The following is an 11,960-nucleotide window of genomic DNA, read 5'->3' on the forward strand; positions in this document are numbered from 1 at the left end:
TGTTGTTATAAGTGACCTTGTGTAACGCACGCCACACTGGCATAAAAATTAGTAACGTATTGATATTGATATCCGATAACTGGCCCGTAGAAAAAATCTAGCCAGGCTGCTCCAGTGGTGATTTCGGTAGCGCTCCAAAATGGACCATTAAAATTTGATAAAAATCCGTACTGTATCAGATTGCTGTAAATATTATCTGTATTTGGATTGCAGCCAGCGCCTTGTAGACTATCACCCAACTCGCATATTGCGGGTAAATAATAATTCAAGTTCAAGGTTCCATTAGGAAGAGTTGCGCAATAACCTGCTGCATAAGTGTTTAAGGCTGCACCTTGCGCAGTAAATGCAGCAATTATCTGCGATGAATTTACCATTCCGTTATATGAGTTAGTCGCGCCTGTGGTTATTTGATTACAGTTTGTAAGACTTGTAGAACACCATTGATACCCTACATTGCTTGTACTAATAAGCACCGCATGATTCATGTTCACTGCGGAATAAGTAGAAGCGTTCACCGAATATACTAAATTATTATCTGCATCAACAAATGCAACAGGAACAAGGATTTTACTCGTGTAACCACTTGATGAAGTAGCATTAATGGTAAATAGACTGGCGTAGTTTGCTTGGGTTGAAGACAATGTCAAGATACAAGAAGAATTCGCTGCTAGAGGGTTAGAACAACCTGTATAAGAAACACCACGCCAAGAACTCGGAAGAGTAAAGTTCAGGGTTTGTGCCTCACCACTGATATTTGTTAAGGTTAACTGCAAACTCCCTGACGGGAAAGGCACAATTTGTGGATTGTCGCTGTACTGCGCTGAGGAATAGGTAATGGGTACGGGAGGATTTAAAGTTAAATGCGCCGTTGTTTGCGTCTTTGAACTTCCATTAGCACTGATGATCACATCAAATTTTTCTGTTGTCTTGATAGGAGTCGCTAACATGGCCGGTGTAAAATTAATCATACAGGTTTGGCCTGGCAGAAGCCCTCCCGCGCGATTACAATTACTCGCATCGATTAAGACATCATTCGGATTACTTTGAGACCAAGAAGTTAATTCGACAGCAATACTATTTACGATTAGATTCGTTGACGCATTTTGAATGGTCAAAACTTTAGTAACGGGAGCTGTATTCAGAACTTCATATAAAATTATGGGATCACCGGAAATCACAACCAATTCAGGTGTATTGGATCCTCTAATGACATAAATATCCTGCCCGGGTGTAGGCATGCTGTATACTTTGCTTGCTTTGGTCTTTCGGCTTAAACGCAATCCTGTAACAGGAGAACGGGGCAAATTATTACCGTTAGCAACTAAAGTCAACAAACATGAGCCTTGGGGTGGTAAAACAATAGGTTGTCCACACACTATGGGTGCACCAGCAACACTTTGAGTGATCCCCGTTAATGGTTCAAGATTCAGTGTAAGAGGTCGGGACGAATTATTAGTTACTGTATAATAGATGGCTGCAAGGGTATTTTGAGGCACAGAAACGCTTGTTTTTCCTGAAGCAACAATGCTTACCACTGGTTTGGCCATGACTTCAGCACAAAACAAGACCAAAAATACTACCATCAATTTACTTAGTTGATTACACATCATATTCCTTTAGATTAAATAAGTGACTTCAAATTGTAAAAAATTGAGATAAAGATCACTGCTGTTCAATTGATCTCCATCTACAATCAAGTTGGACTGACCAAGACGTTTAAACTGATAGCCAATACCAAATTGCGAATGGGCAGTTATCGTTTTTTGTAATCCAACCCCCACGCTATACATGAAAGAACTTGAGTTATGATTGACTACAGGGGGATTATAAGTTTCCTCATCAGTAAGCGGATAAACTATAAGCCCTTGAGTTTGATTGAAATTCACTCCGATGCTGGCGCTGACATAAGGATTCACCAACAGTTTTGAATCGAAAATCAACTTACCTTTTGCAGCAACATCCGTATGGCTCAACCTGTATTTATAAGAAAAATTATTAAAGGCAGGATCAGAAAACTCCCAAATAGTTCCCTTCAACGAAATAATACTGGTTTCAGATAGATTTAAACCTAACTGTCCCCTGATATTTGATGCAACTGCTTTTTGAATCCCCAAAAAGAGCTCTGCATCCAGTATAGGCGAATTGCTACTTTTATTATAAAGATACTCCATTTCATAGTCGGTATTTCGATTAAATATTTGTGGATTTTCTTTTACTCCACTTATCCAAGAGGGCCCTAAACTTAAATCAGCCAAATATTGGAAATTACGGGGGGTGGAGATATTTGCAGCAGCAGCATAAGCAGAAAACAAACATAAAGCCAATGAAACAATTTTTTTCATCGTGTGAACATCCTTATTGTAATTGTTCGTGAGTATTTCTTGTGGCAATAATATAGAAAAAATTACTTAATTCCATAGAAATCTATGGATCAAAAAAACGATGCAAAAATCTATGGGAACTCCGAGGAAACAACCCATGAGTGATCCGTTATTTTAATACAAAAGTTGTCAGATAAAGTTCATCCTGAGTTTTTCTGAGGGTTTTTGCAATATGTGGAAGTAAATTTAATGCGATTAGAGGATTATCCTCCATCATTTTTTTAAAGTCCTCCTCAGCAATAGCCAAAGCTTCTGTATCTTCTAGGGCAACGATGCTGGCAGAGCGAGGTAAACCGTCAATGATAGCAAGTTCACCAAGAATTGCTCCTGGACCTAATTCCGCAAGTTGCCATTTCCTGTCATAGCCTCGCTCACGATATACCTGAACTCGACCAGAAACAATTAGAAAACAGGGACCAGGAGAATCGCCTTCGTTAATAAGGAAGTCCCCATTTTCAAAATGCTTTTGATGACAAAGGCTTACTAATTGTAACAATTGTGTATCACTTAAATTTGAAAATAGTTCTGAAGATTTCAATATTTCAAGAGTATCCATTTCTTTACCTTATTAAATTGCTCTCAGATCAATTCCCTTAAATCATATTATAAAACATGTACTCTCATGCTAAATGTAGTAGTTGCTGAACACTCCGTCAAACGGGGACTCATTTCCCTAAATAGATCCACAATCAACCGGTTTTCAAAATCACTACGAAATGAGTCTTAAGAAAACCTTCTATTTGAGGTCGTAATAACTGATAGATTGTTTTAAACTAGTGAACTGATGGACAAACGTTAAACTCAGGTCTGATTCTTAACCACCTTTACACCAATAGGGGTTTATTCAATCTCACCTATTTTTCATAAGGGACATTACAATGAAAACAAAGAATTTTATCTCTCCCCTGATATTTAGTATCACCGTTCTTTGCTTAGGCAACCAATTGCACGCAAACATGCCCGTGTGGACATTTACACCAATAACGGATACAACCATCAAAATCCCCACAAACAGTACGACTTGCATTCAGTACACAGTAACAAATCAATCGTCGATAACCCATACCCTAACTCTGCAGTCTCTTCCTGCTGGTATTACTCAAATTACTAAAGCACCCGCTCCTACTAATTGCCCATCCCTGGCTCCTGGGGCATCACTTTGCACTAGCCCATTCACTTTGGGATACCAACAATCGTGCACACTCACATTAGAAATTACTGGCAGTGCATTATCAGGTAAGGTGACGAAAGGCCCCGTGGCATGCCAAGCCAACACGGATGGAACTCCCAATCCCAATCAATGCTATCAACCGAGTAAAGCCAATAGCTTGAATATCACAACAACCTCGCCGACTCGTGCGAAATCAATTATCATTGGGGATATTGGAACAAATTTTGTTCTGACCTTTCCTGCAACGGGGACAGGTAATATTGTTCCAACAGATAATCTTAGCGGCAGTAACACAGGAATAATCAGCCCTTATGCGCTTTTCATAGACCATTCTGATAAATTGTGGGTGTCTAACTGGACGGGGCCAATTCCATTAACTCAATTTAATCTTCCAGCAACCGGGAATGTAACCCCATTGACAACCATTGCAGGGAGCAACACAACCATCCAAGGTTCTGTAGGTGTTGGAGAAGATTTCTACGGCAATCTTTATGTTGCTGATTATAATAATAATGCCATTAATGTCTTTGCTCCAGGTGCTAGCGGTAATGCGGCGCCAATTAGACAAATCATTGGTTCGAATACCCATCTTGACGCTCCGGAATACATTGCCGTTACGCAGTCAGGAACAGTGTTTGTTGCTAACTCAGGCTCTAATTTCAGCACCCCAAGTTTGGTTGAGTTTGCAGCAGGAGCAAATGGTAATGTAGCTCCCATCCGAAATATATCTGGCTCAAATACTACATTTATTCGCCCAACGGGATTATGGATTGATTTTGCTGGAAACTTTTGGGTTGCTGATTCTGATGCGAATAGCATTCTGAAGTTTGCTCCTGACGCAGTAGGTAATGTGGCACCGATTGTTAAGATTTCAGGTGCAAATACCATGATTTCTTTCCCATATGGAGTAGCAATCGATGGCCTAGGGTTTATTTATATAGGTAGTGACAACGGGCAAATAAAAGTGTTCGCACCCACAGCCAATGGGAATGTCGCTCCAATTCAAACAATTGCGGGAGGAAATACACTACTTGATGAGCCTGTTGGATTAACAATTCAATAATCGAATGGCTGCTCTTTAATCATCCTTGTATACATATTGGGATTGGAGAAGAGCTAGCCCTCCCCTTTTGTCCCATACACAAGAACATTAGATGAAGCTCATTGTAAATGGTGAAATAACATTCATATGCCACTAAAACTTCCGTCGCCCTTACAAGGAGTTTTGATTGGATGCAGGTATTAAAGGTCTGTAATAGCTGAAACGATCTGGCTTACACTGCTAAATGAACAACAAATAAATAACTTGTTTTATCGTTATCTTGGTTGAGTGTAGAATCCGCTGTAATATTCTTGCCAATTTTTAGCCGGAGGGATATGACATTTTTTTGAAGCCATATGCCATCCTTTTTCCTCATGATACTCCTTATAACATACTGGCTGATTTGGAATGTTTGTTAGGATTACGGAAGCAGCAAGCGCTAATCCAGTTGCTAAGAATTTAATTATCATCATGAAACTCCATTTCCTTTTTTTCCACATTAAAATAAATTAAATTTAATCAATATGATTATATTATTCACTTTTTGAGCATGCAAATTAGCCATTAAAATTAGGGCAAAATTTGCCGTGTCTGACACCTATTTTGACAGTTATGAGCCATGTACTTAGGAGTAAAATTGGTTCACTTATCGATTAATTATAGCTAATGACATAAATACCTACTCCAATAAGTAGGGTGCCTATAAAAATCTTTGCTGTAAGCGTTTCGCCCAAGATATAGTAAGAAGATAGAGCTATTAGTATATAGACAAATGAGGATACGGATAATGCCAGATATAAGGGCATGGTTTTTAAGATATTCATCCAAATTAAAAAGGAAATGACTAAGGTTGCATACCCAGAAAAAATATAACTATTTACATAATGATGGTGCGTAACGCCAAACATAGCGCCCTTTTTAATTAATAATTGTGCAACTGTGTCGCTTATGGCCAATGAGACCCAGAGTAAAAAGGCTTTCATATGGATGTAATCCTATTAGAATGAATGTTAATTATTCTATTTGCAAAAAACATAAGCACTCGGGTGAATTTCAGTGGTTTGGCCCAAATCTTACAAGGAATTACAGAAAATCCTAATGATCTTTTAGATTTTCCACCACCTTGGCCAGCAATATACCATTGAAATCCTTCTTTATGTGCCCAATCTAATAAATATAGAATGCTCATTGAGTATAAAGAGAATTTATGCCCTATTGCAGGGATAATCCCTATATATTTATCAAAAATAATCCGATCTTTGAGGTAGAGTAAAGTAAAAGCAAAGGGTGTATTATCGTGTTCATAAATAAATATTTTGCATTGCTGGTTCAGCAATGCGGCCATATAAAAGTCGATGGTCAACTTTTCTAATTTTAATACTGATTTTTGCCAGGTATAATTATAAGCGGTCATAATAAATGAAATATCATCCTTAGTTGCTTCCCTTACCTGTACAAATTTTTGAAAACGGTTCCATCTATTTTTTAATCCTCTGCTTCTCCCCTTAGATAAGGTTTTGATGTATCCATCCAGGCTAGTAGGTACTTTACAATACCAAATTGGATCGTGTTCTATTGGTATAAACTCTCTTTTTATTAAACTTCCTTCAAGAAAATGACCACAAGGCAAATCTTTAACAGCGATAACTGAGGCATTTTGGCTTTTAGCAAGGTTAAACACCTGTTCAATTTGCATATCAATTTCATTCATACTACTGCACGCTGGGAATAAGTCTGTAATTGGACTCCCCCAAAAAAGGACCGATAATGATGGCAGTGGAAAGGAAGTTTCAAGTAAATTAGATAGACTCACTTTCCCAGAAAAAGTAACAGTAGAGGAATTATCTTCCATTTTGATTTCTTGGGGCAAAAACTGAGGATCAGGATGCTCTAAATAAAGTGAGAGCCAATCCTTACCTTCAAACAAATCCAGCGGTCTATCCATGATAATGTTAAAGTCCTATTCCAATAATACGATTCCCATGATTACCATTCCTACGCCAATCCACTGAGCAAAATTTATTTTTTCTTTTAAAAAGAAAAATGAAAAAAGAATAATAATAAGTTGTTGTATCCCGGTTAGGGGAAAAGCAATGTTCAATGGCAAACGTGTCAATATGAATACCCACGCTATAAATTCTAATAAAAAAAGCGTGATTCCTATAAATAAATAGATATTTTTAAAAAGACTCAAATAATACTTAATGCCTGATAATGATGCGCTGGCAAGAGCACATTTTTTAAGAGATAGCTGACCAAGAGCTTCGAGAATAGAGCAAAATATGAATAATGGAATCCATTCAAGTACCATCATTTAATTTGACTCCTAAAGTTTCAATAATATGCCGGTTAATCTCGTTTTGCTTTAATCGATTTTTATTCTCAATAGTTCGCAATGTGGGATGCTCCCAATGCGATATGGTCCGTTTAATAAAACTTTTATAATGAGCAGGTTCTGTTCGCTCCCCAGTTATATCAGCTCCTATAATCCTATATTGAGCTAACAAAGTTAACATTTCAAAAAAATCAGTTATTTTTAGTATGCCTTGATCCCAATCAGTTTCAATTTCTTGAGCTGAGAGAACATCTTTATCGACACTAATATAAATCGGTAAATTCGTATCAATTTGATGTAAAACATTTTGATAACCTTTCATTCCTTGATTCTGCATATCTTGTGCTGAAAACGCAATGAAGTGTTTTTGTCGTACTAATTGATTTAAGCCTAATAGCCGATCAAACCAACTATACCCTTCCGTAGCACCAATATGAAGAATCTGTTTGCATTGTGGCAGCTGCGCGGCAGTATAAAGCCAATTACCACAATGAAACTTAGGGGGCATAAAACTACAATCAGTATGATTATCAAATACAACTAAATTAAATGGCTCTTTAATTCGTTCTAAAAAAAAATAAGAAAGGTGATGAAAATCCCCAGAGCCTAATAATGTAATCAATGGTGTCTTGATGTCTAAATTGTTAATCAGCTCACGAAAAATATGAACGCTTTTATTTGTTGTATAAAAACGCAGTGAATCTTCATATTTAGATAGATCAATTTGGTACAAAGTATCATTAACCATTAGCGATTTCGACGGCTGTTGATGCTCGGATTCTATACATAAAATCTGCATAAAATTTATTTCCATCACTTAAAGCTGATACCATTGAGTATAGACTCTAATTATATGGCAGCGTCAACACCTCCTTTCTTAACAGTTCGAGATCAAACATGAAACTTTCCTCATTCAAAGTATTTATTGACATTCACTAATTGACTGATCAATTTTTGCCGTACTTCTCTTGTGTAAGGGTTATAGTGGTGCATATCAAAAAATAATTGCCATGTATCATTTGCAACCATGCCATTAATATTTAATAGAGCATTAAAATCAGGAGTTGCTAGTTCTTGTTGATGTAAATTAAGTGCTTGTAATCCTCGTCCTAAGAAATGAACTAATCCTTGAGAGTGCGCCATTTGTTCATCATGCTCATCTGGAGTCGTTATCAGTGGAATGAGCCCCATTTTTTTAAAAATACTGTGCAGTTGCTCATGTTCATCTTGAGGAGGTGTTAAGGGACAAATCACAATTTTATGATTCATTAATCCACCGCTTTTCTTTACAGAATCCGGTCCAAACAAAGGGTGTGTGGCAAGAAGAGGCTGCGATGGTGAAAACACTCTTTTCATTACCTTTACAGGATGTATCTTAACGGAACAACAATCTACAACTAAAGAGGTTGGCTTTAATACCCTTTTAATTTCCATACAACTTGTTTCAAATTCAGAAATAGGTACTAGAACAAAAACAACATCTGCTTGGGCTACTTCCTCCAAACAAGTAAATTTTATTGATGAATCAGAAGTCTTTTTGTCATAAACTAAAACATCACCAAATGATAAAAGGGCATGAGCCCATAACTGACCAAATCGACCAAACCCTACTATTCCAAATTTCATAAACCACCCTATTTCTTACTATGCCAAAGCGATTAAATGGTGTCTTAGATATATATCCCTAAACGAACTCTTTTCAGTTATAAAGATCTAATTAATTAGATTGTAACAGTCGAAAATTAGTCAAATATTAATCAATGTACGTAAATTTATCATAACCTGTATAATAAAAATCATAGATGGCTCAATCTATGCTTGCTAAAAATCACGCCACAATACTGCTGACAGAATTCCTTCATTTTGAAATACTTGGATTACATCAGTTATTGAGCTTATTTTGACATCATTAACTACAAGCTGGTAAACCAGCCGTCTTCCGCTTGTAGCATCAATATAACCGAAGAATGCTTGGCTTTTTAATACAAGATCTTGCTTTGTTTCTTGTAAAAAAGTTCCAGTTTTTGCATGAACTTTTCCAGTCGCTCCCAAAAGACTAGGGTTCGTTTGAAACTCAGTGACTGTTGCCAGTGAACCATCAACTCCTAATATAGGAAGTGCATCAAAAAATACTGGAAAAACAGGAAGATGGGAGGTTATAGTTACCATTGTGTCACAACAAAATTGGTTGCCAAGGTATCTCCTCCACCACTGCCGTCTATAAAATGGAATTCGTTATCGTAATAAATATTCATCGGATATTAATTGGAGATAACGTCCAATTAAATCATAATACATGTATCCCCAATGACAGATAGGGGTTTCATTGAAAAACGGATGATAGAGATCAGCCAACCATCCCGTATACATTTTCATTCTGGAAAATTGGCGCGCATAGTTAAAATACCTTTTATATTCTACTCAAATTATAGTTCAAGAGAATAGACAAACTACTTTGCATTTAGATAGTCGGGAAGATTCCAACAAGCGGCTTGCTCCTCAATGGAACTCATTAATATCAATTTTTTGTAAGCCTTTTCTTGGGAGCCATTGGTTTATTTAAGGTGAGTCAATAATTCAGAAAAGTTAAAAAACGAGTTGAATTAGCTTGCACCATATATCCAAGAGGATTGGTTCATGCATGCCAGTACTAACAAATGAGTCCGATTAAGGACTCATTCCATTAAATACCGCTCCGATTTGATAAATATAATTAAAACCATCTTCAACATCCGGTAATAATTCACCTCCATTTCCCAATTCATTCCATGCGTAGATCATTATCATTTTTTGACCGTCAATTTGCATCGTTGGATTTTGATCCACAAAGTTTTTAGCCAATTGCAATTGTTGGTTAAAAATGCCAGGTGAACGATTAATGAAATAAGGAGCCTTTAAATTATCCCATGCACGCGGATCATATCCTTGGACAACTACTGGAGTATAAGGAATGGAACTATAGGTTTTAAACAAGTTCCACAATTGGGGCAGTAACGTCAAATAACGACTATATTGAGTAGGCCCTGCTGGCAATGCTGCATTGTTATAGTTATAAGCAAAATAAAAATCAAAACCGAGTTCAGAAAGAGATTTAATATTGCTACCATCACTATCTGGATTGACTAATCCCCCACCCAAAATCAAACCAGGGAAACCTGCTTTTGCCACTTCTTGTCTTAAATCGCTTAGAGCGGCTTTAACATTGGCTACACTACCCCACTCAGAAGTCAAAGAAGAAGCTCTGAAAATAAAAAATACAGGCTTGCCATTTATTTTTAAATATTGTGGATCTTGAAAATAAGTAATCCATTTCGCGACTGATTCTTGCCACTCAGATTGAGTTTTAATACCAAAATAATCGTCGTTGGTATACATGACTGAAAATTGCATTAGATGTTTGTATTGTGATGTCTGAAAAAATTTAACACCGTTATTAAGATTTTCTTCTGCACCTGGATAACGCGAAGGTCTATCGGTATACCAATCAAAAGTAAAAAAACCAACATGGCCGAGCGTCGCTAAGATAATTTCATTATCTACTTCAGATTGTTGATCATCATACCAACCAATAAGAGGTTGTCTACCCGGATAATAAGGTCGCCAATCCACTCCATTCACTACGTAATGCCCAGGAACTGGTTTTTCCCACCATCCTGACCAATAAAAGGTACCGATTAAGTAATTAGCGAAACATAAGCTACTGACACACGATGCAAATAAAATTATCAGTAATTTGAAAATAGGTTTAACCATAATTATCTCCCTTAATATAATGGTTGGGCACAAGGTCTGGCCATGGTCCACGCTCCGTCATTTGTAATCTATTGGATCAAGTCCCATCGCTGGTAATTCTTTCTTGATGATATCTGTAACAACTAACAATCTATCAAAAAGATTAATGTCGGGCCAAGACCAACCTTTCTAGACATAGGGGGTTAATCTATACTTTCTATAATCATAAAGGGTAGAAAATTCTATATTTGACAAAGGAATCTAAAATGTCTATTTCAAAGAAACCGCTTCAGATCGATATACCGGTGAAGCTCACAGAGGTAAAAGCAGTATTCAGCGTTGCCTCCTTGGCCTTCGAAGGCGATCTACCGGCAGCGCTTTTCCATATTCAGCTCATTGAAAATGACTTCTCCGATTGGGGGGCTAAATCAGAAGTAATCGTTGTCTTTCACACGAACGCAGGCCATGTGACGTTGAACGACGAAACTTATAACACTGAACGAAATATCGCGACGGGTAATCCCTACAAAGAACTGATTGCCGACCTGATAAAGCGCGGCGTACAAGTCGAGCTGTGTGGCGCCACAGCAAAAGCTCATAACTGGGTAAATACAGATTTGCTTCCCGGGATCAAAGTCACCACTGATGCCATGGCAAGATTGATACAGCTCGTTCAAGAAGGGTTTGTAAAGATCACAGAGTAAAATCAAAGCAGGCGTATGCTTAACAACCTACCTTGCTATTCACGCCCTAGAAGTCTGTTGATGATGGCCATGGCTTGATTGTCACAAAGGATGGCATCAGCTTCAGGTTGAGTAGCACAACCTATATTGTGACAAACCTCCTGAGAAGCTAGAGTATCCAGGCACAATTTTACTCCTCTCTGAATCAATGAAATGGTCTGAGCCAAATTCTGATCATGCTCATGATTCGTCACTCCTTTATATTGATCGACTAATTCAGCCAATCCTTTCAATACGTGTTGGCGTACAGTTTGATGTTGTGCCCGTAATTTACATAGATCTTTCGCTAAATCATGATTTTCATTATCGGTCATCACCTCATTGGTATCCTCAATACATTGAGCAAGATCCAATCTGATTTTATCATTATCAGCAGGAATAATTGGGTTATCGGGTCCGTTGTATGCATGATTATCTGCAAAGGTCACCGTAGCTACACTTAAAAAAACAAATGCGGTTAATGCCGGGATATTCATGGTATTCCTTAATGATATTACGTCCAATGTAGGTATTATTTAAATGATAGACTGGAAATATACTTTTGGCTCACATGCAC

14 protein-coding genes are annotated in these 11,960 nt (G+C 37.4%); 2 read left to right on the plus strand and 12 right to left on the minus strand.

All coding sequences use genetic code 11. From position 1 onward, the window contains the following. Window positions 1–5 precede the first annotated feature (5 nt). From Lstg_RS09200 to Lstg_RS09210, 3 genes are all read right to left on the minus strand, one after another. Entirely contained in the window at window positions 6–1,607 is a 1,602-nt protein-coding gene (locus Lstg_RS09200; RefSeq protein WP_058477369.1) for a hypothetical protein, read from the minus strand. 9 nt (window positions 1,608–1,616) lie between these two features. Further along, window positions 1,617–2,342: a hypothetical protein gene (locus tag Lstg_RS09205; RefSeq protein WP_058477370.1), complete on the minus strand. Its 726-nt coding sequence runs from the start codon at window positions 2,340–2,342 to the stop codon at window positions 1,617–1,619. A gap of 148 nt (window positions 2,343–2,490) precedes the next feature. Continuing rightward, entirely contained in the window at window positions 2,491–2,937 is a 447-nt protein-coding gene (locus Lstg_RS09210) for a cyclic nucleotide-binding domain-containing protein (protein WP_058477371.1), read from the minus strand. A 322-nt stretch (window positions 2,938–3,259) separates the two neighbouring features. Between Lstg_RS09210 and Lstg_RS09215 the strand changes: the two genes are divergently transcribed. Beyond that, entirely contained in the window at window positions 3,260–4,615 is a 1,356-nt protein-coding gene (locus tag Lstg_RS09215; RefSeq protein WP_058477372.1) for an NHL repeat-containing protein, read from the plus strand. 254 nt (window positions 4,616–4,869) lie between these two features. Here Lstg_RS09215 and Lstg_RS09220 read toward each other — a convergent pair whose 3' ends face one another. The 8 genes from Lstg_RS09220 to Lstg_RS09255 form a co-directional block, all read right to left on the minus strand. Further along, window positions 4,870–5,067, minus strand: coding sequence for a hypothetical protein (locus tag Lstg_RS09220; protein WP_238585405.1), 198 nt, complete (start codon window positions 5,065–5,067; stop codon window positions 4,870–4,872). Between the two features lie 180 nt (window positions 5,068–5,247). Then, window positions 5,248–5,577 carry an EamA family transporter gene (locus Lstg_RS09225; protein WP_058477374.1) on the minus strand — a complete coding sequence of 110 codons (330 nt, stop codon included), beginning with the start codon at window positions 5,575–5,577 and terminating at the stop codon, window positions 5,248–5,250. Beyond that, entirely contained in the window at window positions 5,574–6,305 is a 732-nt protein-coding gene (locus Lstg_RS09230; protein WP_162264077.1) for a GNAT family N-acetyltransferase, read from the minus strand. The genes Lstg_RS09225 and Lstg_RS09230 overlap by 4 nt, the downstream gene beginning before the upstream one ends. Before the next feature lie 249 nt (window positions 6,306–6,554). After that, entirely contained in the window at window positions 6,555–6,908 is a 354-nt protein-coding gene (locus Lstg_RS09235) for an EamA family transporter (RefSeq protein WP_058477376.1), read from the minus strand. After that, a complete protein-coding gene (locus Lstg_RS09240) occupies window positions 6,895–7,728 on the minus strand; it encodes an arginase family protein (protein WP_058477377.1) in 834 nt (277 codons plus the stop codon). Before Lstg_RS09240 ends, Lstg_RS09235 begins: the two co-directional genes overlap by 14 nt. A 110-nt stretch (window positions 7,729–7,838) precedes the next feature. Further along, complete coding sequence (locus Lstg_RS09245; RefSeq protein ID WP_058477378.1) at window positions 7,839–8,555, minus strand: prephenate dehydrogenase/arogenate dehydrogenase family protein; 717 nt, start codon at window positions 8,553–8,555, stop codon at window positions 7,839–7,841. A gap of 195 nt (window positions 8,556–8,750) precedes the next feature. After that, the gene (locus Lstg_RS09250) at window positions 8,751–9,098 is read right to left on the minus strand and encodes a D-alanyl-D-alanine carboxypeptidase (RefSeq protein ID WP_058477379.1); all 348 of its coding nucleotides are present in this window, start codon (window positions 9,096–9,098) and stop codon (window positions 8,751–8,753) included. 498 nt (window positions 9,099–9,596) lie between these two features. Further along, window positions 9,597–10,682, minus strand: coding sequence for a glycoside hydrolase family 99-like domain-containing protein (locus tag Lstg_RS09255; protein WP_058477380.1), 1,086 nt, complete (start codon window positions 10,680–10,682; stop codon window positions 9,597–9,599). A 245-nt stretch (window positions 10,683–10,927) separates the two neighbouring features. Here Lstg_RS09255 and Lstg_RS09260 point away from each other — a divergent pair, with 245 nt between their 5' ends. After that, a complete protein-coding gene (locus tag Lstg_RS09260) occupies window positions 10,928–11,365 on the plus strand; it encodes a DsrE family protein (protein ID WP_058477381.1) in 438 nt (145 codons plus the stop codon). A gap of 35 nt (window positions 11,366–11,400) precedes the next feature. Here Lstg_RS09260 and Lstg_RS09265 read toward each other — a convergent pair whose 3' ends face one another. After that, window positions 11,401–11,880, minus strand: coding sequence for a hypothetical protein (locus Lstg_RS09265; protein WP_058477382.1), 480 nt, complete (start codon window positions 11,878–11,880; stop codon window positions 11,401–11,403). Window positions 11,881–11,960 lie beyond the last annotated feature (80 nt).

The sequence above is a fragment of the Legionella steigerwaltii genome (genome assembly GCF_001468065.1).
GTDB classification, from domain to species: Bacteria; Pseudomonadota; Gammaproteobacteria; order Legionellales; family Legionellaceae; genus Legionella; species Legionella steigerwaltii.